The organism is Neisseria sp. P0022.S010 (assembly GCF_051956635.1).
The window spans coordinates 1-24006 of record NZ_JBQCXF010000026.1 but is presented as its reverse complement, the minus strand read 5'-3'; the positions used below and the strand labels follow the sequence as shown (position 1 = coordinate 24006).

Below are 24006 nucleotides of genomic sequence, written 5' to 3'. Positions count from 1 at the left end.
CATTAGGTTCCAAATTAGAAGCTTGGCCGCCTGTAGGCTTAGAAAAGCCGTAAGTTTGAAGATTAAAGGATAATGACATGCGTCATCGTAATGGCAACCGCAAATTAAACCGTACTAGCAGCCACCGCGCTGCGATGCTGCGCAATATGGCGAATTCCTTGTTGACTCACGAAACCATCGTGACAACTTTGCCGAAAGCAAAAGAATTGCGCCGCGTAGTTGAACCCTTGATTACTTTGGGTAAAAAACCATCTTTGGCAAACCGTCGTTTGGCTTTTAACCGCACTCGCGATCGTGATGTTGTAGTTAAATTGTTTGACGAATTGGGTCCACGCTTTGCTGCTCGTAACGGCGGCTATGTTCGTGTACTGAAATACGGTTTCCGTAAAGGTGATAATGCTCCTTTGGCATTGGTTGAATTGGTTGATAAAGCAGCTGATTCTGCTGAATAAGCAAATTGATATGAAAGCACTACCTGTTTAGGTAGTGCTTTTTTCATTTAGGAAGTCTCTATTTTATTTTACAACGCTACAATTTTATTGTTTCATTCAATGGGGTGAATATAGTTGTAGCTCCCTTTCTCATTTCGCAGTGCTACAATAAACTTTATCCGGTACTGACCCCGTTGCGTGTTGTAGCTCCCTTTCTCATTTCGCAGTGCTACAATAATCCAACGGGAAATCCTTATTCTATAAGGGTTTCCCGTTTTATTTTGACTAAAAAAGTGGCTTTAAAATAATAATAGTTGGTCTGAATTGACCCTTTTTTCTTGGGTTTTTAGCTCTCCCAACAGCAGTTTCATGGTGGCAAATTGCTTTTCTGTTACTTCCAAACAGCGGATTGAGCCTTCTTGTGGCAGGTTTGCACATAGTCTATTGTGGTGTTTTTGCAACGAATCTCGACCTTTGACAATACGGCTGTATACGGAAAGTTGGAGCATTTGGTATCCATCTTTTAATAAAAACTGGCGGAATTGATTGGCGGCTTTGCGCTTGGCCGCCGTGGTAACCGGTAGGTCGAAGAAGACGATAATCCTCATAAATTTGGCCTCACTCATATTGGTATTCTTTCAATGGCAAGATTTCAGGCAATTTCAGCTGTTTGGCGTTTTTGTCGGTGATGCTGGCTTGAAATGAAGAAATCATTTTGTCGATAGCGGCCAAGGTGCTGAAATATTGCCGTTCGATGCAGATTTGACAGTGAAGGGTCTTGATAAGGTTTTGTTTGATGTTAGGGGTCAGATCAGTTTTCAGACGGCCTTGTTCATGCAAATGTATAACGAACAGGTCGGCCAATGGGCGTAAGGGTTCGATAAAGTCATCGGCGAGGTTGAATGGATTTAGTTCGCTTCTATGAAACAAGCCTAATGCAGGTAACCAACCATATAAGGTCAGGGTGCGTGCAACTGCTGCACGGAGTACGGCGTAGGTGTAGTTCAATGTGGCATTGACGGTATTGTTGTCATTACGGGTAAACTTTTCTCCAAAGAGGGCTTGGAAGTAGAGGGCGGCAGCTTGGGCTTCACGGTTTCCGGTGTCGCCCGAACGGACTTCGACTGCCAAAGTGCGCAGCCGTTTGGCTGCAAGATCATTGCCTGTTTCGTCTGCGACAAATGCTTGATTTAGGATTTTTTGGCGGACGATATGTTGCCAGAGTTGCTTTTTTAAGGGTTCGCTTATATTTAGCTGCAGCTTGAGGATTTTGAGTTGGCGGTGATATTGGGCATAAGGCAGCCATTGTCCGCAGGGAGGAACTGCTCGTCACATGTCAGCAGGGTTGTACCATGCTCGGCTAAGGCTGATAAGAGCGGGGCGGTAATCAGGGTTTCGCGGTTTTCGATGATGATTACGGCAATGTCTTCTAATGGTACGGTATGGAACTCACCGTTTTGTTGAATCAGCAGTTGCCGGCGTTGCAAGGATAGTTTGCCGCCGTTTTGAATGAGCAGGCTGCGCCAAGTCATGTTTTTCCCCTTATTTGTATATAAAAATCCCTGCTTCAGGCCGTCTGAAACAGGGATGGATTAATTTAACGGACAGGCGGGCGTTTTTTCAGACGGCATAGTCTGATTTCTTTGCCCAGTTCGTCAATTTGGTATTTTGGGAATGAAAGGGCGGTTTTGACACCAACATTTTGGAAAATGCCGTTTTTCCCTTTGGTGCTATCCGTATCATGTGTACGAATATCAATCGCCGGTATAAGTTAACTTTTTTATACGGCTCGTCCATAAGTATAGAACGCTCAGAATCAGTCAATGGCCGCTCGCTGCCTTGCTCTAAAATACGCAGGTTGTTCAGCTTGGTCAGCCAGATGAAACTTCGGCTGTGTAGGTGTTTTTAGCGGCTTTCGGCTCTGTCGGTTCAAAGGTGCAATGCCCCAATATTTTTTGAACAGCATCAGGCGTTGCGTCATCAGCAGGATTTCAATACTTTTTTAAGGCCGTCTGAAAAGATGTGCCGCAACGCTCTGCCCCTTAAGGCTTCTGCTTTAAGAGGCATCGTTTTGTCTAAATGGCAGGGATTAAAAAGGCCGTCTGAAATTTCAGACGGCCTTTGGTTTTACCAGATATCGGATTTGATTTTTCGTTTCAAGCCCGGGTGTTCAGAGAGTTTGAACTCTGGGTCTTTGCCCATTTTCAGCTTGGCTGTGTAGTCTTTCAACAGCAGGAAGGCAAGTGGGGACAGGAGCAGGATAGCAACGAGGTTAATCCATGCCATGATGCCCATGGCCATGTCTGCCATATCCCATACCAAGGGTACGTTGGCAACTGCACCGAAGTAGACCCATGCCAAAACCAGCATACGGAAAACGGCGGTAACCAGCCAATGGCTCTTGATGAATTGGACGTTGGACTCGGCATAGGCATAGTTGCCGATAACGGTTGAAAAGGCAAACATAAACAGGATGGCAGCAAGGAAGCCCGCTCCCCATTCGCCTACCTGGCTGACGATTGCCGCTTGGGTTAGCGCCGCACCGCTCAGGTCGCCGTAAGGCTGTTGATAGGTCAAGACGATAAAGGCGGTGCATGAGCAGACGATGATGGTATCGACGAAAACGCCCAGCATTTGAATCATGCCTTGGGAGACGGGGTGTTTTACTTCGGCTGCGGCTGCGGCGTTCGGCGCGGAACCCATACCCGCCTCATTGGAATACAGGCCGCGTTTGATACCCTGCATCATGGTGATCGAAATCAGACCGCCGAGGAAACCTCCTGCAGCCGAATCAAAGTTGAACGCGTTGGAGAAAATCTGACCGAACACGTCAGGAATCAGGGAAATATTGGTAGCAATGATGAAGAGTGCTATGACGAGATATAAAACCGCCATCAGCGGAACGATAATTTCCGCGGCTTTAGATACGCGACGGATACCGCCGAAGATAATCGGGGCAGTCAGAATGACCAGGGCGACACCGACATAGTGTTGATCCCAGCCCCATGCCGCTTTGGTGGTATCGGCGATGGTATTGGTCTGTACGGCTTCAAATACAAAGCCGAAACAGAAAATCAGGCTCAGGGCGAACAAAACGCCCAGCCATTTTTGTCCCAGGCCTTGAGTGATGTAGTAGGCAGGACCGCCGCGGAAGTGGTGGTTGTCGTAGTCCCGGACTTTAAAGAGTTGGGCCAGTGAAGATTCGACAAACGCCGAACTCATGCCGATTAAGGCGGTTACCCACATCCAGAATACCGCACCCGGCCCGCCGAGTTTGATGGCAATCGCCACGCCGGCGATGTTGCCCACGCCTACGCGGCTGGCCAAGCCGGTAACGAATGCTTGGAATGGTGTGATTCCGTGCGGATCATCACCTTGTTTGCGGCCGCCCAACATTTCTTTGATACTGCGGCCGAAGAGGCGGAATTGTACAAAACCGGTGGTAACGGTGAAAAAGAGGCCTGCGCCTAAAAGCATATATACCAACCCCGACCACATTGGGTCGTTGATGGCGTTTACCCAGCCGTGAAGCTGTTCGAAAAATTGATCCATACAAACCTTTCAGAGTTTCTGTATTTTCAGACGGCCTGTGTGTGGAGGCTGTCTGTAACTGGATGTATTCTAGCAGACTGTCAACAAACTGAAAAACGTTTACATATTCTTTTTTATATTATCTTTTTGATTATCATGTAATTTTATTATTATGGTGTAAAGGATTTATCGATTTTAATTTTCCCGTTTTACATATTTGAACAAAAAGGCCGTCTGAAAACAGAGTCTTGTTTTCAGACGGCCTTGATTTTATTTCAATGCGTTATTCGGGACGCATTTGCGGGAACAGAATCACGTCACGGATGGTTTGCGAATCGGTCAGCAACATTACTAAGCGGTCGATACCGATGCCGCAGCCGCCTGTCGGCGGCAGGCCGAATTCCATCGCGCGGATGTAGTCGGCATCGTAGTGCATGGCTTCGTCGTCGCCGGCGTCTTTTTGTGCTACTTGCGCTTTGAAGCGTTCGGCTTGGTCTTCGGGATCGTTCAACTCGGAATAGCCGTTTGCCAGCTCACGGCCGACAACGAACAATTCGAAACGCTCGGTCAGACCCGGTTTGCTGTCGGATGCGCGTGCCAATGGCGACACTTCGACAGGGTAGTCAATGATGAAAGTCGGGTTCCATAGTTTGCCCTCGGCGCAACCTTCAAACAGGGCAAGTTGCAGGCTGCCGATGCCCGGAGACGGAGGCAGACTTTCACCGTGTTTGACGATTTCTTTTTTCAGCCATTCTTCATCGTTCAACTGCTCGTCGGTGTAGTGCGGATTGTATTTTTTGATGGCTTCGAGAATGGTCAGGCGTTCAAACGGGCTTTCCAAATCGACTTCTTTGCCGTTGTAGCTGATTTTCGCCGTGCCGTTTACCGCGCGGGAAGCGTTGCGGATGATATCTTCCGCCATCTGCATCATGCGCTCGTAGTCGGAGAAGGCTTCGTAGAATTCGATCATGGTGAATTCAGGGTTGTGGCGCACGGACATGCCTTCGTTGCGGAAGCTGCGGTTGATTTCAAACACGCGCTCCAAACCGCCGACCACCAAGCGTTTCAGATACAGCTCGGGCGCGATGCGCAGGTAGAGCGGAATGTCCAAAGCGTTGTGGTGGGTCACGAAAGGTTTCGCCGTTGCGCCGCCGGGAATCGGGTGCATCATCGGGGTTTCGACTTCCAAATAATGCTCGTTCACCATGAAATTGCGCACGGATTGGATGATTTGGCTGCGTTTGATGAAGGTATTGCGCGATTCTTCGTTGGCAATCAAATCGACGTAGCGTTGACGGTATTTGGTTTCCTGATCGCTCAAACCTTTGTGTTTGTCGGGCAGAGGACGCAGGGATTTGGACAGCAGGCGGATATTAGATACGCGCACGGTCAATTCACCGTGGTTGGTTTTGAACAAAGTACCTTCCGCGCCGACGATGTCGCCCAAGTCCCAGTGGTTGAAGTCATCCAAGACTTCTTGGCTCACGCCTTTGTTGTTCAAATAAAGCTGGATTTGACCGGTCACGTCTTGAATGGTGGCGAAGCTGGCTTTGCCCATTTGACGTTTGAGCATCATACGGCCGGCCACTTTGACGGGAATGCCTTGCGGGTCGAGTTCTTCTTTGCTGATTTCGCCGTATTGGGTGTGCAGGTCGGCGGCAAAGCTGTCGCGTTTGAAATCGTTAGGGTAAGCGTTGCGTTCTTTGCGGATGTTGTGCAGTTTTTCGCGGCGCAGGGCGATGATTTGGTTTTCGTCCAACTGCGGCTCGATTTGAGGATTGTTTTGTTCGCTCATGATGTTTTCCGGAAAAATAAGTCAGGCTGCCCATGTGTTCAGACGGCCTGAATAAAGTGAAAAATTGGCTCTATTTTACGCGATGTCGGTATTTTTTTCTATAAAGGCAGAAAGGTCGTCTGAAACCTGAACTGCCTCCAAAAACAGTATTTTTGTGATCGGCTTGTCGCCGATAAAGGTATTTTTGCGGTAGTCGGTCAAGATTTTGGACTGAAGGGTTTGAGTGGGCAGATGCCGCTTTCCTGACAGGCGGTTATCCAACGTCGCAGATGGGTGCGTGAGATGCGGTATTGGTTTGCGTACGCGGACAGGTAGTGGAATACGGTTTGGTATTTTGAAGTGTAATGTATATTGGGTCATAAAAAACTGCACCTTGTTAGTTGGAGGGCAACTTTGGGGGTGCAGTTCATTCTGTCTAATATCTTGCTCTTCAATTATCAAAACCGTTGGATTGAGATACGGAAATTGCCTCAATACGTCCCGTTTGACGGTAACGCCGAGTTTGATTCGGCGCTTCACCTTTACCCGGATAAATCCCTGTTCCACGTTCCACTTCAAATGTAAAATTTTTAGGTTGGCGGGCAAATGTTACATATTCACGCGCTTCTATTTCCGACATTATGATTTTTTTGACTTTGCCCAACTTGGCTTCTGCATCTTTAATCTTCATGCCCGGGTGTACACCTGAAGCCGTGTGACAGGCGGGAGAATAGGTGCTCAAAGAATCAATTTTTTTATGGAGTTTTATAGGAGAATCAGGATCGTCGTCTCCATCTTGAAAAGCGATAACCATAACGTCTTTAGACAGCGTAATGGCAACATACGCCACACCTTCGGCATCGCTTGTTCTCTCCATTTTCGCCTTCGGGAATTTCTGTTTTACCTGCTTTAAGTTCTGCCCTAATTTAATTCCTCCGATACCATCTTTTTGAATCAAACATTCAGCAGCGGCAGGCATGGCAAGACCCAAAATCAACGCGCTCATTATCCCGATTTTGTGCAACATGGTTACTTTCCTATTTAATAAAAATTAGTTATAAAAAACTGCACCTTGTTAGTTGTAGTAGCAACTTTTTGGGTGCAGTTTAACCTGAAAAATCAGCTTCAGACGGCCTTTTGTTTCATGAAGGGCCGTATCGGCAGTTAGATATCAGTTTCCAAATAGACGACTTGGGTTTGCAGGTATTCTTCCAAACCGTGTTTACCGTCGGCGCCGCCGATACCTGATTTTTTCCAACCGGCATGGAAGCCTTGCATGGCTTCGAAGTTTTCGCGGTTGATGTAGGTTTCGCCGAAACGCAGGCGACGGGTTACATAAAACGCTTCATTCAGATTGGTGGTATAGACGGAACTGGTCAGGCCGAACTCGCTGTCGTTTGCCAAAGCGATGACTTGGTCGAGCGTGTCGAAAGTGGCAACCGGCAGGACTGGGCCGAAGGTTTCCTCTTTCATGATGTCCATGCTGTTGTCGGTATCGGTCAGCAGGGTAGGTTCGAAGAAGTAGCCTTTGCCGTCGGCACGTTTGCCGCCGCAGACCAGTGTCGCACCTTGTTTGACGGCGCGTTCCACTTTTTCAGCAACGGCTTTGACGGCGCGCTCTTCAATCAGCGGGCCCATTTCCAGCGCGCCGGGTTCGGCTTCGGCCGGGTTGCCGTAGCGAACGCCTTTCATGGCGGCAGTCATTTTTTCAATGAACGCGTCTTTCAGGCTGCTGTGGACATACACGCGCTCGGCGCAGTTGCAGATTTGGCCGGTGTTGCCGACGCGCGAAGCCAAGATGGATTTCACTGCCAAGTCCAAATCCGCGTCTTTCAAAACGATGGCAGGGGCTTTGCCGCCGAGTTCCAATGAGACTTTGGTAATGTTGGTGGCGGCAGCTTCCATTACTTGGCGGCCTGCTTCTACAGAACCGGTCAGGCTGACCATGTCGACTTGCGGATGTGATGCCAAGGCATTGCCGATTTCTGCACCCGGGCCGTTGACGACGTTGAATACGCCGGCCGGTAAGCCTGAAGCGTGAACGATTTCAGCAAAGATGTGGCAGTTGATCGGGGTAACGCTGCTTGGTTTGACGACGATGGTATTGCCTGTTACCAAAGCCGGGCCCATTTTGCGGGCGATCAGGAAGAAGGGGAAGTTCCACGGCAAAATGCCGGCAATTACGCCCAAAGGACGTTTGAACAATAAAATATTTTCGCGCGGGCGGTCGCTTTGGATGATTTCGCCTTCATAACGGCGCGCCCATTCGGCTTGGTAGTCGAGATAATCGGCAGTGAACATAACTTCTATGCGTGCCAAGTCTTTGGTTTTGCCGCCTTCGGCGACAATGGTGTCGGTCAGCTCGTCGGCACGTTCGCGTATGCCTTGGGCGATTTTGCGCAAGTATACGCCGCGTTCAACAGCAGGCAAACGCTCCCATGCGGCTTGCGCCTCTCTGGCGGCAGCAACGGCACGGTCAACATCGGCTTTTCCGCCTTTAGGCTCGCGCGCGATGACTTCTTCGGTTGCCGGATTCAATACATCGCGCCATGTACCGTTAAAATCGGTTTCAAAACGGCCGTTAATATACATAGACAGTTGTTTCATCAAACTTTCTCCTATTGTTGTAGTTGAATGTAGTTTTAGTCTATGCCTAAATTGTCTGGCATACAAGAGGATTTAGAGTGGGTTGACGGTAGGTATTTGGAAGTTTTTAGAAAAAGTTGATGGAAGGGGGAGTCGGGCTTGGTTGATTATAGGTTGGTGCTGGTGTGATGCGTTGGGTAACGTTCATACGCGGCATTGGGACAAAGCCTGTATATGGCTTGATTTTGAAGATAGGGGAGGTATCGTATGGAGAAGGGTTTGATAAAGATGTAAAAAAACCTGCTTTTTTAAAGCAGGTTTTTATATTTGGTGGGTCGTGAGCGATTCGAACGCTCGACCAACGGATTAAAAGTCCGCTGCTCTACCGACTGAGCTAACGACCCGATAAGCTGTGCATTATAGGGAGCTTGTTTCTTTTCGTCAACTGTTTTTTTGAAATTTTTTTCAAAAAACGTAAATCGGTTGTTATTTGGCGTTAATTCTCCCGTTTCCGAGTATTAATTATGTTATGATTTTTTAATCTGTCAGTTCTGATGGATATTTTTTAGACCAAAGGATATACAACATGAAAAAATTATTGATTGCTGCGATGATGGTGGCTGGTTTGGCTGCTTGTTCTCAAGAGGCGAAACAGGAAACTCAAGAAGCGGCTTCTGCCGTTGCTTCTGATGTGAACGCTGCTGCCGAACACGCGGCTTCTGCTGCTGATGCTGCTGCTTCCGAAGCTAAAGGCGCTGCTGAACAGGCTGTTTCTGACGCTAAAGAAGCCGGTGCCGATGCGAAGGAAACTGCGGAGAAAGCAATTTCCGATGCTAAAGAAACTACCGGTAAAGCCATCGATGGTGCTAAAGAAGCCAGCGACAAAGCTTTGGACGATGCAAAAGCTGCTGTGGGCGAAGCTAAAGACGCTGCCAAAGATGCGGCTAAAGATGCTTTGGGTAAAGCTGCCGATGCAACTCAAGAAGCTGCCGACAAATTGAAAGATGCTGCTAAATAAGCTGGTGTCCGATATTTGAAAAGGCCGTCTGAAAAATGTTTTTCAGACGGCCTTTTTGTATCGGCGGATTATTTTTTTTCTTGCTGACGCGTGTACACCAAAGAAGTCAGGATGGATGCGCCCAGTGCGCCGAAGACGACGGACAGGGAAATGGAAATCGGGATATGTACCCAGTGCATAATCAGCATTTTGATACCGATAAAGCTCAATACGAAGGCCAAGCCGTATTTGAGGAAGATAAAGCGTTCGGCAAAATCCGCCAGCAAAAAGTACATGGCACGCAGGCCTAAGATGGCAAAAATGTTGGAGGTAAGGACGATGAACGGGTCGGTGGTGACGGCAAAAATAGCGGGAATGCTGTCCACGGCGAAGATGATGTCGCTCAATTCGATCATAATCAATACCAGTAAAAGCGGCGTAGCGATGCGTTTGCCGTTTTCAATGGTAAAGAATTTTTCACCGTCAAACTGTGGGCTGGTCGGGATGACTTTTTTGAGCAGGGTCAGGATTTTGTTTTGGGAAAGGTCTTCCTCTTCTTCCGATTCGGGTTTCATCATGTGGATGCCGGTATAGAGCAGGAATGCGCCGAACAGGTAGAGAATCCATTCGAATTGCTGTACCAGTGCCGCGCCGATGAAAATCATGATGGCGCGCAGGACGATGGCGCCGAATACGCCATAGAGCAGGACGCGGTGTTGGAATTTGGGTTCGACTTTGAAATAGCCGAAAATCATCAGGAAAACGAAGATGTTGTCGACGGCAAGGGATTTTTCGAGCACATAGCCGGTGAAGAATTCGAGGACTTTTTCTTTGGCGACAACGGCCCCGTAAGCCGGGTTGCCCGCCAGTTCGAAATAGAGCCAGCCGGCAAACGCGCAGGATACGGCCACCCAAATGCCGCTCCAGGCGAGGGCTTCTTTGATGCTGACTTTGTGGGCGCCGTTTTTTTTCAGCGACACCATATCGATGGCGATCATGATTAAGACGGCAATAAAGAAGATGCCGTAAAACATCGGCGAGCCGACGGACGGGTATTGGGTCATAAACAATCCTTGTGTGTGGGGTATGGGTAAGGTTTACCAAGACAGGTAGAACATTGCTTTGGCAAAAAAGACGATAAATAGCATATGGCTGAATACGACGGCGTGTATGTATTTCGACCAGCCGACGGTGAGGGTGTGCCGTGCCATTTTGACGACGGCGATGGCAAAATGTACCAAAACGCTTACTGCCAACAGGATTTTGATGCTCAGCATGATGCCGAAGGAGCTGTCGAATGGGTGGTGTAGTATCGGCAGGTAGCGGTTGTACACCATCACGATGCCGCTGATGAACAGGGTAATGACGACAGGCGGCATCACGCGGACGGCACGATGGGACATGGCACGTTCGACTTCGCGGCGCGATTCGCGTGAAACGCGGCCGGTGTGTAAAACGGAGAGGACCAGCATTTCGAAAAATACGCCGCCGACAAAGGCAATCGCGCAATAAACGTGGATGATGTGTGCCAGTGCGTAGATACTCATGACGGGTGTTTCCGGTAATTCAGACAAGTCGTCATTGTATCACTACCGAATGCGGTTGATGTATGCGCAATTTTATGCCAAATATATTAAAATTTATAAATATTCTTTTGGAATTGCCGTTTGTTTTTGCATTTAACCGTTCATCAAGAGCGTTATCTTAGTTTAATCTGTCTTTACTTATCAGAAAATATATTAATGAAAGGTTGTGCCATACTGTTCCATATAAAGCTTAACCCCTGATGGAGAATCAAACCATGAAGAAAACTTTTGCAAAAACTGTGACCTTGATCATGCTGGCCGCTTCTTTGGGTGCGTGTGCCAATATGACTCAAACTCAACGCAACACTGCTGCTGGTGCGGTATTGGGCGGCGTGGCAGGTAATTTGATTGGTGGCGATACCGGCTCTACCTTGGGTGGCGCGGCTTTGGGTGGTGTTATCGGCAGTCAAGTTCATACCCGCTACTAATCCTTTATTTGGTTAAAAATAAAAAGGCCGTCTGAATGTTCAGATGGCCTTTTGTTTTACGGTTTATTCGTTGACGAACGTTACACCGGTCAGTTGCGATTGCAAAATAGCAGTGCGCAAGGCAGTCAGTGCTTTCGGACGGACAAAGTTGCGGCGATAAGCCAAAACGACACGGCGGTGCGGTGCAGTGCCTTCAAACGGGATAATGCTGAAAAGCATGTGGTCGTTTTCGGTCAATGCGGTAGCCGGCATGACGCTGATGGCCAGGCCGCTGGCAACCATGTGGCGGATGGTGTTAATGGAGCTGCCTTGTAGGGTATTGGTCAAGCCCTGGATTTTTTGCTTGGAAGCCAATTCGGAACAGCTTGCCAACACTTGGTCGCGCATACAGTTGCCTTCGGACAGCAGCAACACTTGTTCTTCGCTCAAAAGCTGAGGCGTAACGGCATCGAGTTCTTCAAAGTGATGTCCTTTGGGAACGATGACGAAGAAAGGTTCGTCATACAGAGGCTCGGTTACGATGCCCGGCTCTTGGAACGGTTCGGCAACGACGATTGCATCGACATCGCCGCGTTTGAGCGACTCGGTCAGGATGTGGGTATAGTTCTCTTCCAGCATCAGCGGCATTTTCGGCGCAGTTTCACGCAGCGCGGTAATGAGCTTGGGCAGAAGGTAGGGGGCAACGGTAAAAATCAGGCCGAGTTTGAACGCGCCTTCCAATTCGTTTTGCTCTTCATTGGCAAGGTGCTTGATGAGTTCGGCTTCTTCCAGAACCCGGCGGGCTTGGGCAACAATGCGCTCGCCCGCTTCGGTCGTGATGATGTCGTTGCTGCTACGGTCGAACAGGGATACCGACAGCTCTTCCTCCAGCTTTTTGATGGCGATGGAGAGGGTGGGCTGGCTGACAAAGCAGCGTCGTGCGGCACGTCCGAAGTGACGTTCTTGTGCGACGGCTACGATGTAACGCAATTCGGTCAAGGTCATGTGTTAAGCCTTTTTTTGTTCCGGCAGGGTGATGTTCAGCTCAAGAACGTCCAAGCCGTCTTGTTTCTCTTGGGAGATGCGGATGTCGTCCAATGATACGTTGACGTATTTGGACAGGACTTCCAGCAACTCTTTACGCAGGGTCGGCAGATAGTCCGGAGCTTGGCCTTCTTGTGCGCGTTCTTGCGCGATGATGATTTGCAGGCGGTCGCGCGCGACTGTGGCGGTTTTCGGCTTTCTGCCGAACAGCATATCGAGCAGTGACATGTATTAACCTCCGAACAGTCGTTTTAAGAAGCTTTTCTTCTCAGCTTCGAGGAAACGCATTTCGCGGTTTTCACCCAAGAGGCGGGCGATAACGTCTTTATAGGCTTCCGCGGCGGCGGCATTGTCTTGGTGGATGACAGGTTCGCCGGCGTTGGAAGCTTGCAGGACGTTTTGTGATTCAGGAATCACACCGATCAACGGAATACGCAAGATGTCGCAGATGTCTTGTACCGACAGCATTTCGCCTTTGGCCACGCGCTCTGGGGAGTAGCGGGTAATCAGCAGGTGCTCTTTAACTGTGCCGCCTTGTTCGGCTTTGCGGGATTTGCTTTGCAAAATGCCCAAGATGCGGTCGGAGTCGCGGACGCTGGATACTTCCGGATTGGTAGTGATGATGGCTTCGTCGGCAAAGTAGAGCGCCATCAGTGCGCCTTGTTCGATACCGGCAGGGGAGTCGCAGATAATGAACTCGAAGCCCATTTTTTTGCTGGACAGCTCTTTCATCACGTTGTCGACGCCGTCGCGGGTCAGCGCGTCTTTGTCGCGGGTTTGCGAGGCGGGCAGGATGTAGAGGTTTTCGCAGTTTTTGTCTTTAATCAGGGCTTGGTTGAGTGTGGCTTCGCCTTGGATGACGTTGATGAGGTCATACACGACGCGGCGTTCGCAACCCATAATCAGGTCGAGGTTGCGCAAACCGACGTCGAAGTCGATTACGGCGGTTTTGTGGCCGCGCAGGGCCAGGCCGGTTGCGATGCTGGCGCTGGTAGTGGTCTTGCCTACGCCGCCTTTACCTGAAGTTACTACGATGATTTTGGACACGATATTTCCTTTTTAAGTACTGATGTTTATTCGGCGTCGATTGCGCTGATAACCAGTCGGTTGTCTTGCAATGATACTTGTACGGGTTTTTTGTGCAGATGCTCGGGCAGGTCTTGCTCGAAGTTGCGGTAGATGCCGGCAACGGAGACTAACTCGGCCTGCATGGAATGGATGAAGATGCGCGCGTTGGTGTTGCCTTTTGCGCCGGCCAACGCTCTGCCGCGCATGGGGGCGTAAATATGGATGTTGCCGTCGGCGATAAGTTCTGCGCCTTGGCTGACGATGCCGGTAACGATGAGATCGCCGTTTTCAGCGTACACCTGCTGGCCGGTACGCACGGGCGTGCTGACCAATACGGTCGGATTGTTGATGACGGTGGCCTGTACGTCTTGCGGCTGCGGTGCCTGGCGCGGGGTGGGCGCTGCCTGTGTGTCGGCTGCCTGGGTGGCGTTGCCTTGTTTGAAGACCAAGTGGTAACGCGCCGCCGCCGCCGCCCAGGTATCGCTGATGTGGTGCAGCCCTAAAATTTGCATACCGTAACGGGCAAACAGGGAAATCATGCCGCCCAAATCGATGGATTCGGGATGGTCGAAATCTTGTACGTCTAAAATGAAGGGAACGAATTCGTCTTGGGACTGGCCTGCCAGTTGGCGCAGGAATTCTTCCAATTCGGTTAGATCTGCGGTGTGCAGATGGATGGATAAGACGTCCAAACGTGACGTTTTTATGTCGAATGCGGGTTTCATTGTAATGAAATAATAAAATTTTTTAATGACGTAAGTTTACCGTGTAAATCTTGGCTATTCAATCTGTTTGGCCGTCTGAAACCAAAATATTTTGTTTGAACGTTTTTCAGCTGTATTTAGTGTGGTTTTTTGGTGTGAACGCAGGTTTCAGACGGCCTTAGGAAAGGGATAGCCGTGTGTGTCGATGTCATCGGCGGCCGCCCACGGTGTGTGGATGAGGGTGGACGGCAGGTGTGCCAATTCGGGGAGGTAACTGCGGATGTAGCTGCCGTCGGGGTCGATTTGGTGCGAACGGTGGGCATAGCGGACGGTGGCTGTGTCTTGGGCGGCAAGGTGCCAGTTGGCTTGGTTGAGCGCGGGGTCGGTGCCGGTTTGGACGGAGGCTGTCCACGTGATACCTTGGTTGGGGTCAAGGTTGAGGGCATGGCAGAAATAGTGGGCGCACAGCTGCTGGAGAACAGGATGTAGGTGGCCGGTGGCTTCGAGGCTGCGGATGGAGGCGTCGATGACGGGTACGCCGGTTTGGCCGTTGCGCCAGTATTCGCGCACCGGGGCGGCATCGGTTGTTTCGGGCAGACGGCGGTGGTAGGCGAGCTGGTAGCAGTAGTCGCGGAAAATAAGCTTGTCCAGCCACTCGAAATGTCGGTTTGCCAAACCTTCGGCGGCCAGCAGGCGAGGTGAAATGCAGCCTGCGGACAGGTAGGCATTGAGGAGGCTGGTGTTTTTTCGTGCCGGAAAGTTTTGGGTAATCGGGTAGTGAACCAAATTTTGTTTGAACGCGTGCCATTGCGTTAAGGCTGCGGTTTCGCCGCCCTGTTGATAGGCAGGCAATACTGCGCCGCGATGGGCTGGAAATAGTGGAACGTTTTGTCCGGTTTGAACAGGCAATTCGGTTTCAGACGGCCTTTGTCCTGAATAGGTCTGCAACCATGCTTGTTTATAGGCGGCAAAATCGGTGTATGGCAGGCCGTTGGCATCCATGAGGGGAGATTTGGCCAAAATGCCGCGGTCGTTGGCGTGTTGCAGGGCAATGCCTGCGCGGTCGAAATTGTGCCAGAGGAGGTTGTCTTGGCGGATTTCGGCTTCGGTGTAGGCTTCGTCAGTGATGACGGTATGGGCATGGAGCGCAGCGGCCAAGGGGAGGAGGTCTTCGTCGGAAGCGACGGCATATAAGGGAATATGGTGTGCCGCCAGACGGGTATGCAGCTCTTGCGCGGCTTGATAATGGAACAGGCTTTGACGCGGATTGTGGTTTTCAGACGGCCTTTGGCTGACCCAGACGCAGGCGATGGGCAAACCGCTTGCAACGGCGGCATTAAGCGCGGCATTGTCGTGCAGGCGGAGGTTGCGGCGGAACCAGACAAGGACGTGGGCAGATTTCATGAGCATGTTCCGACGGAAAAGGGGGAAACCATTTTATCAGAATCGGCCTCATGTATCAGGCTGTCTGAAAAATCTTTTGGTTTGATTTCGCTATATAATTTTGGTTTTAGCAACGAGATGCAACCATGACCGAGCAAACCGTTTTGGCACTCATTACCTGCCAAACCTATCCCGAACCGTCAGACAACCTGAAAACATTGGCGGGGCATTTGGAAACCATGGGTGTGAAAACCGTATTTGATACGTGGCAAAACCATCCGTCCGCGCCGTTTTTGCTGCCTTTGTGCGCATGGGATTATGCCGCCGAACCCGAAGCCTTCCGCCAATGGCTGGAGCATGCCGGGCAGGCGGGGCAGCGTTTTATCAATCCGCCCGAATTGATGGCTTGGAATATGGAAAAGACTTATTTGTGCGATTTGGCGGCGCGCGGCGCGCAAGTGATTCCCAGCGTGTTCGTTCCCGCGCACAAAGACAAATTGGCCGATATTCTGAAACAACAAGGTTGGACGGAAGCAGTTATCAAGCCCGCATTCGGACAGAGCGGCAAAGGCGTGGTCAAAGTTTGTGCGGAGGCATTGGACGTGGATATGGCGGATTATCCGCAAGGCATGATGGTTCAACCGTATATCCGCGAAATCGAAACGGCGGGCGAAACCTCGCTGGTGTTTTTCAACGGCGCATTCAGCCATGCCGTGCGCCGTCAGCCGCCGCAAGGCGAATGGCGCGCCAACTCGGCCTATGGCGTGTCGGTGTTCGGTATCGAGCCGCCCGAGTTTGCCGTCCGTGCCGCGCAAGATGTACTGGCCGTCTTGCCGCAAATGCCGGTTTATGCCCGCGTGGACGGCACACTGATTGGCGATACCTTCCTGCTTAATGAGTTGGAACTCATCGAACCTGCCCTGTACCTGCACACCAGCGAAGGCGCGGCGGAGCGTTTTGCCCGAGTGTTGGCCGGGTTGCTGAAATAGGGTTGCGGCACGCACATTCAGGCCGTCTGAAAGATTTTTTTCAGACGGCCTGAATTTTTTTAAACAGTTGGCAGGAAGATGTTTTAAAGCATGCTTTTATTTGTCATTTTAATTGGGCTGGGGTCTTGGCCTGCTCTGGATTGTAAACAATTTTCTTGGTGTCGATTAGGTTTTATTTAGGGTAAAAATACGAAAAGCTTTTGAAAATAAATATGTTGTAATCTTAAACATTCTGTGCTGAAATTACAGGACACTACAAAAAAGTGGTGTTTTAAAAAATAAAACAGACAAAGGAGAAAAACCATGCAATTGCTTTTAGACAATCTCAAAGCTTTTTTTGAAACCATCAGCGGCTGGGTCTGGGGGCCTATTATGTTGATGCTGCTGGTCGGTACGGGCATTTTGCTGACCGTTTTGCTGAAAGGCTTGCAGTTCACCATGCTGGGTTATGCGTTGAAACAGGCGTTTGTGCCGTCAAAGAAGCATGAAGACGGTGAAGACCACGAAGGCGATATTTCCCATTTTGCAGCGTTGATGACCGCGCTGTCGGCCACCATCGGTACGGGCAATATCGCCGGCGTGGCGACTGCGGTGGTAACCGGCGGCCCGGGCGCGGTATTTTGGATGTGGATGACCGCCATTTTCGGTATGGCCACCAAATACGGCGAGGGCGTGTTGGCGGTGAAATACCGCGTGACCAACTCCAAAGGCGAGATGTCCGGCGGCCCGATGTATTACATCGAAAAAGGCTTGGGCAAAAACTGGAAATGGATGGCTGTCGCATTTGCGCTGTTCGGCACATTCGCTTCCTTCGGTATCGGCAGCTCGGTGCAGTCCAACTCGGTTGCGCAGGCAGTGCAAACCAGCTTCGGTGTTGAACCTGCCTACACCGGCGTGATATTGACCGTATTAACGGCCATTGTGCTTTTAGGCGGCATTAAGGGCATCGCCAAAGCGGCGTCCTTTATCGTGCCTGCCATGGCAGTATTTTATGTAGTGGGCGGTATTTCCATTATTGTCGTGAATTCTGACACACTGATGCCTGCCGTCAAACTGATTTTCTCCGATGCGTTTAGCGCACAGGCCGTGGCTGGTGGAGCCATCGGCACGGTCATCCGCTACGGCGTGGCACGCGGCGTGTTCTCCAATGAGGCGGGCATGGGTTCTGCGCCGATTGCCGCCGCCGCCGCGAAAACCGACCACCCCGTCCGTCAGGCTTTGGTTTCCATGACCGGTACTTTTTTGGACACCATTGTTGTCTGCTCGATTACTGGTATCGTGTTGGTCATGGGTCTGCTCGGCGCAGGCGGCGAGTTTGTGAAACCTGAATTGAGCGGCGCGGCGCTGACAACCGTCACTTTCCAGAAAATGCTGCCCGGTATCGGCGGCTGGATTGTTACCATCGGCCTGATTTTCTTTGCCTACTCAACCATTCTCGGCTGGTGTTATTACGGCGAGAAATGCGCGGTGTACGTTTTCGGTGAACGCTTTGCCGGACTGTACCGCGTGGGTTACGTCTCTTCCGTCATGCTGGGTACCGTGTTGAGCCTTGATTTGGTGTGGCTGGCTTCGGATACGTTCAACGGCTTGATGGCCTTGCCCAACCTGATTGCGCTTTTGTTGATGGCGAAAGTCATCGTCAATGAAACGCGCGACTTCAAACAAAAAATCAAAAACGGCGAATTGCCGCATTGATGTCCAAGGCCGTCTGAAACGGAACATTCAGACGGCCCGATGTATATCAGTTTGTTTTGAAAAAAGTCAGAGGAGGAGAAAAATGAAAGTGCTGGTTTTAGGTGCCGGAGTTGCCGGCGTATCTTCCGCGTGGTATCTGGCAGAGGCCGGACATGAAGTAACGGTCATCGACCGCGCCGAGGGCGTGGCGATGGAAACCAGTTTTGCCAACGCAGGCCAGCTCTCTTACGGCTATACCACGCCCTGGGCTGCACCCGGCATCCCGACCAAAGCGCTGAAATGGCTGTTTAAAAGCCATCCGCCTTTGCTGTTTCGCCCCGACGGCAGCCTGTATCAAATCGAATGGCTGTGGCAAATGCTGCAAAACTGCACGGCAGCGCGCTATCAAATCAATAAAGAGCGCATGGTCAGGATTTCCGAATACAGCCGAGAAATGTTCCGCCGTTTTGAAGTGCAAACCGGCATGAATTTTGAAGGGCGCAAAAAAGGGACGTTGCAGATTTTCCGCCAAACCAAAGAAGTCGAAGCGGCAGAACAAGACATTGCCGTTTTGGAACGCTACGGCGTGCCCTACCGCCGTCTGAAACCCGAAGAATGCGCAGAATTCGAGCCTGCGCTGGCGCGCGTTACCGCCAAAATTGCCGGCGGCCTGCACCTGCCTGCGGATGCGACCGGCGACTGCCACCTCTTCACCGAAAACCTGTACAAATTGTGTCAGGAAAAGGGCGTACAGTTTCATTTCAACCAAACCATCCGCCGCATCGAACACAACGGGCTGCGCATCAGCGCAGTGGAAACCGAAACAGAACGGTTTGAAGCAGATGCCGTTGTCTGCGCACTCGGCTGCTTCAGCAGGACGGTTTTGGCGCAGTTGGATCTCGATCTGCCCATTTATCCCGTCAAAGGCTATTCCTTGACCCTGCCGGTCACAAATTCCGACGGCGCGCCGGTTTCCACCGTTTTAGATGAAAGCTACAAAGTCGCCATCACACGATTCGACAACAGAATCCGCGTCGGCGGCATGGCGGAATTGTCGGGCTACGAAATCAAACTGCCCGAAAAACGCCGCGAAACATTGGCTTTGGTCGTCAACGATTTATTCCCCGAAGGCGGCGATTTGAATCAGGCATTGTTCTGGAGCGGCCTCCGACCGATGACGCCCGACAGCACGCCGTTAATCGGGCGCACCCGCTTTGAAAACTTATTCCTGAATACCGGCCACGGCACTTTAGGCTGGACCATGTCGCTGGGTTCGGCAAAATTGACCGCCGATATCGTGAGCGGCAAAGACACCGAAATCCGCAGCGACGACTTGAGCCTGTCGCGCTATCAGGCTTAAGCTGGAAAGCGATAAGGTTTGGTGATATTTCAAACTTAAGGGCCGTCTGAAAACCATTTTTCAGACGGCCTTTTGTTCCCAGTATGTCTTGTTATACTGCAATCAGACTGACGTAAAGATTTTTTGTAAAAGAAATACGGATGGATTTGAAAAAAGTTTGTGGCCTGTTCTTCATGTTGGCGGTATTGCCGGTATTTTCCAAAGGCAGTGTGATTTAGCAAAACAACCCGGTTGCGGCTATGTTGAGGGACGGTAGCAGCTTGGGAAAAGCATAGGAGATTGTCCCATATTTCCTTTCAGTAACATTGCCGTTTTTGAAGATGGACATGCCTTATAATTTTTTTATAGAATCTATACATCATTTTTTAAAAAGGTTAATGTGTGAAGAAAATATTTTTAGGTGTTTTTATTGCATCAGTGTATATGCCTCTTGCGCTGGCTGATACTTGCGAAGAACCAAAATTAACCGGTAGAGAAGGTTACAGCACGGTTGATTGCCTTAGTGAAGAAGGCCTGTCTATGGTTACTAAGCCGGGTAACAAGAAGGCTCCTTATTTGTATGGTTTTGTCAATCGACAAGGGAAAGTTGTTGTTCCGCTCAAATATTACGTTGCTCGCGATTTTTCTGAAGGATTGGCGGCAGTTTGTAAAACAGTAGGAAAATCAGATCAGCTTTTATGCGGCTACATCAACGCCAGTGGTAAAGAAGTGATTCCTTTGAAATTTGAGGACTTGCCTGGTGATTTTGCACAAGGTCTTGCTCCTGCCAAACAAAAAGGCAAATGGGGCTTTATTGACAAAAATGGCAAAGTTGCCCTCCCATTTCAATATGATAAAGCCGATTCATTCAGCGAAGGATTGGCTGCGGTTGTCCCTGCTGATACAGATAAATATGGCTATATCAATACAAAAGGTGAGATGGTTATTCCACCAAAATATGAAAATGCCTTTTATTTTAATGAAGGATTAGCTGCTGTTCAGATTCTTGATAAATGGGGTTATATCGATAACAGAAATCAGTGGGTAATTCCTGCGCGATATAAAAGTGCTTCTAATTTTCAGGATGGTATGGCAAAAGTTGTACAAAATGATAAATACGGTTATATCGATAAAAAGGGAAAGGTAGTTATCCCTTTTAAATATACGTATCTAGGTTCATTGAGTGAAGGTTTGATCGGTGCAGAATTAAACGGCAAATTCGGTTATTTAGATAAAACTGGTAAAGTAGTTATACCGTTCAAATTTGGTACTTTCAATGATTTCCAAAATGGTGTGGCACTTGTTAATATGAAGAATAAATTTAAAGACGAAGATTTTAGTGAAGATGAATTCTTTTATATTGATAAGCAAGGCAAACCAGTTGAGATTGAATAGCAATTCCTGAATTTTTTGTCAGTAGGTAGGGTCGTCTGAAAACTATTTTTCAGACGACCTTATGTTTCAAAATCCGGGTATCTAATCAATAAAATAAATAATAACTATTATCATACGTATTAAAAAGTGTTAGTCTGAACCTGTCCCAGCTTTTAGCGCAGGTTTTCTCATGCCCGATTTTTCGATGTCCAATTTGGCCGTTGCCTTTTCTATCACGCTGGCTGCCGGTTTGTTTACCGTATTAGGCAGCGGTTTGGTGATGTTTTCCAAAACGCCCAATCCGCGCGTGTTGTCGTTTGGTTTGGCATTTGCCGGCGGTGCGATGGTGTATGTTTCCCTGACGGAGATTTTCAGTAAATCCAGCGAGGCGTTCGCTGAAATTTATGATAAAGACCATGCGTTTGCGGCGGCGACCATGGCATTTTTGGCCGGTATGGGCGGCATTGCGCTGATTGACCGCCTGGTGCCGAACCCGCATGAAACCTTAGACGCGCAAGACCCGTCGTTTCAAGAAAGCAAACGCCGCCATATCGCGCGAGTCGGTATGATGGCGGCGTTTGCGATTACGGCGCACAATTTCCCCGAAGGTTTGGCGACGTTTTTTGCCACCTTGGAAAATCCGGCGGTCGGGATGCCTTTGGCCTTGGCGATTGCCATCCATAATATTCCGGAGGGCATTTCTATCGCCGCGCCGGTTTATTTTGCCACCCGAAGCCGTAAGAAAACGGTATGGGCGTGTCTGTTATCCGGTTTGGCCGAGCCTTTGGGGGCGGCTTTGGGCTATTTGGTTTTACAGCCGTTTTTGTCGCCTGCCGTGTTTGGCTCGGTGTTCGGCGTGATAGCCGGTGTGATGGTGTTTTTGGCGTTGGACGAGCTGTTGCCGGCCGCCAAACGCTATTCAGACGGCCATGAAACCGTTTACGGCCTGACAACGGGCATGGCGGTGATTGCCGTCAGCCTGGTATTGTTCCATTTTTAAAACCCGTATGCCAAAGGCCGTCTGAAATGATTCAGACGGCCTTTTTGCGTTATAATCCGCACATCAAAAATAACCTTAATTTCACAAAGTTCCATCATGTTAGACAAATACAATCCAGCCGAAATCGAATCCAAACATTATCAAAACTGGGAAGAGCAGGGCTATTTCCAGCCTGATATGGATTTGACCAAACCGTCTTTCTCCATCCAACTGCCGCCGCCCAATGTAACCGGCACGCTGCACATGGGCCATGCCTTCAACCAAACCATCATGGACGGTTTGACCCGCTACTACCGCATGAAAGGCTGCAATACCGCCTGGATTCCGGGCACCGACCACGCGGGCATCGCCACGCAAATCGTGGTCGAGCGTCAGCTTGCCGCACAAAACGTGTCCCGTCATGACTTGGGCCGCGAAAAATTCTTGGAAAAAGTATGGGAATGGAAAGAAGTTTCCGGCGGCACGATTACCCAACAAATGCGCCGCGTGGGCTGTTCTGCCGACTGGACGCGCGAGTATTTCACGATGGACGATGTTCGCGCCGAAACCGTAACCGAAGTGTTCGTGCGCCTGTATGAGCAAGGCTTGATTTACCGCGGCAAACGCTTGGTGAACTGGGATCCGGTATTGGGTACCGCAGTGTCTGATTTGGAAGTGGAAAGCGTGGAAGAACAAGGCTCTATGTGGCACATCCGCTATCCGCTGGCCGACAATCCTGCCGAAGCCGTTATCGTGGCAACCACCCGCCCTGAAACGCTGCTGGGCGACGTGGCCGTTGCCGTCAATCCCGAAGACGAACGTTATACCCACTTGATCGGCAAAGAATTAATCCTGCCGCTGACCGGCCGCACCATCCCCGTGATTGCTGACGAATACGTTGAAAAAGATTTTGGCACCGGTTGCGTGAAAATCACGCCTGCACACGACTTCAACGACTACGAAGTCGGCAAACGCCACGACACGCGCCTGATTAATGTGTTCGATTTGGAAGCCAAAGTGCTGGCAAACGCCGAAGTGTTCAACTTCAAAGGCGAAGCGCAACAAGGCTTTGTCCTGCCTGAAAAATACGCAGGCTTGGACCGCTTTGCCGCGCGCAAACAAATGGTTGCCGATTTGCAGGAACAAGGTTTCTTGGTCGAAATCAAACCGCACACGCTGATGACGCCGAAAGGCGACCGCACAGGCTCAGTGATTGAGCCGATGTTGACCAGCCAATGGTTTGTCGCCATGTCCGCCACACCAAACGGCGGCGAGCCTGACAGCGAGTTCAAAGGCTTGAGCCTCGCCGACAAAGCCAAAAAAGCCGTCGACAGCGGCGCAGTGCGCTTTATCCCCGAAAACTGGGTCAACACCTACAACCAATGGATGAACAACATCCAAGACTGGTGTATCTCGCGCCAACTGTGGTGGGGTCATCAAATCCCTGCATGGTACGACAACGAAGGCAATGTGTATGTTGCCCGCAATCAGGAAGAAGCCGAAAAACAAGCCGGCAAAACCGGTTTGACCCGCGAAGAAGACGTACTGGATACATGGTTCTCCTCCGCGCTCGTGCCGTTCTCCACACTCGGCTGGCCGTCTGAAACCGACGAACTCAAAGCCTTCCTGCCGTCCAATGTCTTGGTCACCGGCTACGAAATCATCTTCTTCTGGGTGGCGCGCATGATTATGATGACCACCCACTTCACCGGTAAAGTACCGTTTAAAGACGTGTACATCCACGGCATCGTGCGCGACCACGAAGGCAAAAAAATGTCCAAATCCGAAGGCAATGTCATCGACCCTGTGGATTTGATCGACGGCATCGACTTGGAAAAACTGCTGGTGAAACGTACCACCGGCCTGCGCAAACCCGAAACCGCGCCGAAAGTGGAAGAAGCCACCAAAAAACTCTTCCCCGAAGGCATTCCGAGCATGGGGGCGGACGCATTGCGCTTCACCATGGCAAGCTACGCCAGCCTCGGCCGCAGCGTCAACTTCGACTTCAAACGTGCCGAAGGCTACCGCAACTTCTGCAATAAATTGTGGAACGCCACCAACTTCGTGTTGATGAACACCGAAGACAAAGACTGCGGTCAAGACGAAATGCAGCCGTTGGCGTTTACCTTCGCCGACCAAT

22 protein-coding genes, 1 tRNA gene and 2 pseudogenes are annotated in these 24006 nt (G+C 50.2%); 9 read left to right on the top strand and 16 right to left on the bottom strand.

The genetic code is table 11. The features are described 5' to 3' along the window. Positions 1 to 77 precede the first annotated feature (77 nt). Positions 78 to 452: a 50S ribosomal protein L17 gene (rplQ, locus tag ACTHUT_RS04930; protein WP_036493502.1), complete on the top strand. Its 375-nt coding sequence runs from the start codon at positions 78 to 80 to the stop codon at positions 450 to 452. A 278-nt stretch (positions 453 to 730) separates the two neighbouring features. On the opposite strand, the gene cas2 is transcribed toward rplQ, so the two are convergent. The 9 genes and pseudogenes from cas2 to ACTHUT_RS04885 all read right to left on the bottom strand — a co-directional run bounded on the left by cas2 (position 731) and on the right by ACTHUT_RS04885 (position 8726). Further along, positions 731 to 1057 (bottom strand): CRISPR-associated endonuclease Cas2, encoded by a 327-nt coding sequence (cas2, locus tag ACTHUT_RS04925; RefSeq protein WP_036493500.1) that lies wholly within the window; start codon positions 1055 to 1057, stop codon positions 731 to 733. After that, positions 1050 to 1963, bottom strand: a pseudogene (gene cas1, locus ACTHUT_RS04920) (type II CRISPR-associated endonuclease Cas1). The gene cas2 and the pseudogene cas1 overlap by 8 nt, the downstream one beginning before the upstream one ends. A 163-nt stretch (positions 1964 to 2126) precedes the next feature. After that, positions 2127 to 2433 (bottom strand): annotated as a pseudogene (locus tag ACTHUT_RS04915) (type II CRISPR RNA-guided endonuclease Cas9); the annotation flags it as partial. A 125-nt stretch (positions 2434 to 2558) separates the two neighbouring features. Then, the gene (locus ACTHUT_RS04910) at positions 2559 to 3983 is read right to left on the bottom strand and encodes an alanine/glycine:cation symporter family protein (protein ID WP_440386592.1); all 1425 of its coding nucleotides are present in this window, start codon (positions 3981 to 3983) and stop codon (positions 2559 to 2561) included. A gap of 262 nt (positions 3984 to 4245) precedes the next feature. Beyond that, the gene (gene lysS, locus ACTHUT_RS04905; protein ID WP_049331866.1) at positions 4246 to 5757 is read right to left on the bottom strand and encodes a lysine--tRNA ligase; all 1512 of its coding nucleotides are present in this window, start codon (positions 5755 to 5757) and stop codon (positions 4246 to 4248) included. Positions 5758 to 5832: 75 nt separating this feature from the next. Further along, positions 5833 to 6117, bottom strand: a complete 285-nt coding sequence (locus ACTHUT_RS04900) for a hypothetical protein (protein ID WP_440386591.1) — start codon at positions 6115 to 6117, stop codon at positions 5833 to 5835. A gap of 70 nt (positions 6118 to 6187) precedes the next feature. Beyond that, positions 6188 to 6763, bottom strand: coding sequence for a hypothetical protein (locus tag ACTHUT_RS04895; RefSeq protein WP_314059357.1), 576 nt, complete (start codon positions 6761 to 6763; stop codon positions 6188 to 6190). Between the two features lie 137 nt (positions 6764 to 6900). After that, positions 6901 to 8343: an aldehyde dehydrogenase gene (gene aldA / locus ACTHUT_RS04890; protein WP_254343434.1), complete on the bottom strand. Its 1443-nt coding sequence runs from the start codon at positions 8341 to 8343 to the stop codon at positions 6901 to 6903. Positions 8344 to 8650: 307 nt separating this feature from the next. Then, positions 8651 to 8726, bottom strand: a tRNA-Lys gene (locus ACTHUT_RS04885). Between the two features lie 182 nt (positions 8727 to 8908). On the opposite strand from ACTHUT_RS04885, the gene ACTHUT_RS04880 reads away from it, so the two are divergent. Then, entirely contained in the window at positions 8909 to 9340 is a 432-nt protein-coding gene (locus ACTHUT_RS04880; RefSeq protein ID WP_003749309.1) for an Ag473 family lipoprotein, read from the top strand. 68 nt (positions 9341 to 9408) lie between these two features. On the opposite strand, the gene ACTHUT_RS04875 is transcribed toward ACTHUT_RS04880, so the two are convergent. Further along, positions 9409 to 10383, bottom strand: coding sequence for a TerC family protein (locus tag ACTHUT_RS04875; RefSeq protein ID WP_254343436.1), 975 nt, complete (start codon positions 10381 to 10383; stop codon positions 9409 to 9411). Positions 10384 to 10416: 33 nt separating this feature from the next. Then, positions 10417 to 10866, bottom strand: a complete 450-nt coding sequence (locus ACTHUT_RS04870) for a CopD family copper resistance protein (protein ID WP_128581381.1) — start codon at positions 10864 to 10866, stop codon at positions 10417 to 10419. 254 nt (positions 10867 to 11120) lie between these two features. Here ACTHUT_RS04870 and ACTHUT_RS04865 point away from each other — a divergent pair, with 254 nt between their 5' ends. After that, the gene (locus tag ACTHUT_RS04865; RefSeq protein WP_003684747.1) at positions 11121 to 11333 is read left to right on the top strand and encodes a glycine zipper 2TM domain-containing protein; all 213 of its coding nucleotides are present in this window, start codon (positions 11121 to 11123) and stop codon (positions 11331 to 11333) included. Between the two features lie 63 nt (positions 11334 to 11396). On the opposite strand, the gene ACTHUT_RS04860 is transcribed toward ACTHUT_RS04865, so the two are convergent. From ACTHUT_RS04860 to ACTHUT_RS04840, 5 genes are all read right to left on the bottom strand, one after another. After that, complete coding sequence (locus tag ACTHUT_RS04860) at positions 11397 to 12317, bottom strand: hydrogen peroxide-inducible genes activator (protein WP_003749313.1); 921 nt, start codon at positions 12315 to 12317, stop codon at positions 11397 to 11399. 3 nt (positions 12318 to 12320) lie between these two features. After that, on the bottom strand, positions 12321 to 12584 hold the full coding sequence (gene minE / locus ACTHUT_RS04855; RefSeq protein ID WP_003680625.1) for a cell division topological specificity factor MinE: 264 nt from the start codon (positions 12582 to 12584) through the stop codon (positions 12321 to 12323). Between the two features lie 3 nt (positions 12585 to 12587). After that, entirely contained in the window at positions 12588 to 13403 is an 816-nt protein-coding gene (gene minD, locus ACTHUT_RS04850; RefSeq protein ID WP_440386589.1) for a septum site-determining protein MinD, read from the bottom strand. A 26-nt stretch (positions 13404 to 13429) separates the two neighbouring features. Next, positions 13430 to 14149 carry a septum site-determining protein MinC gene (gene minC / locus ACTHUT_RS04845; RefSeq protein WP_440386588.1) on the bottom strand — a complete coding sequence of 240 codons (720 nt, stop codon included), beginning with the start codon at positions 14147 to 14149 and terminating at the stop codon, positions 13430 to 13432. A 147-nt stretch (positions 14150 to 14296) separates the two neighbouring features. Further along, complete coding sequence (locus tag ACTHUT_RS04840) at positions 14297 to 15532, bottom strand: FAD-binding domain-containing protein (protein WP_440386587.1); 1236 nt, start codon at positions 15530 to 15532, stop codon at positions 14297 to 14299. Positions 15533 to 15657: 125 nt separating this feature from the next. Here ACTHUT_RS04840 and ACTHUT_RS04835 point away from each other — a divergent pair, with 125 nt between their 5' ends. From ACTHUT_RS04835 to ACTHUT_RS04810, 6 genes are all read left to right on the top strand, one after another. Then, positions 15658 to 16500: an ATP-grasp domain-containing protein gene (locus ACTHUT_RS04835; RefSeq protein ID WP_440386586.1), complete on the top strand. Its 843-nt coding sequence runs from the start codon at positions 15658 to 15660 to the stop codon at positions 16498 to 16500. Positions 16501 to 16803: 303 nt separating this feature from the next. Then, positions 16804 to 18195 (top strand): alanine/glycine:cation symporter family protein, encoded by a 1392-nt coding sequence (locus tag ACTHUT_RS04830; protein ID WP_440386585.1) that lies wholly within the window; start codon positions 16804 to 16806, stop codon positions 18193 to 18195. Then, positions 18143 to 19534 carry a D-amino acid dehydrogenase gene (locus ACTHUT_RS04825; RefSeq protein WP_440386583.1) on the top strand — a complete coding sequence of 464 codons (1392 nt, stop codon included), beginning with the start codon at positions 18143 to 18145 and terminating at the stop codon, positions 19532 to 19534. Before ACTHUT_RS04830 ends, ACTHUT_RS04825 begins: the two co-directional genes overlap by 53 nt. 381 nt (positions 19535 to 19915) lie before the next feature. Then, positions 19916 to 20908, top strand: a complete 993-nt coding sequence (locus ACTHUT_RS04820; RefSeq protein WP_440386582.1) for a WG repeat-containing protein — start codon at positions 19916 to 19918, stop codon at positions 20906 to 20908. Positions 20909 to 21077: 169 nt separating this feature from the next. After that, positions 21078 to 21887 carry a zinc transporter ZupT gene (gene zupT / locus ACTHUT_RS04815; protein WP_002224778.1) on the top strand — a complete coding sequence of 270 codons (810 nt, stop codon included), beginning with the start codon at positions 21078 to 21080 and terminating at the stop codon, positions 21885 to 21887. Between the two features lie 96 nt (positions 21888 to 21983). After that, a partial coding sequence (locus ACTHUT_RS04810) for a valine--tRNA ligase (protein WP_440418691.1) occupies positions 21984 to 24006 on the top strand: 2023 nt, incomplete at its 3' end.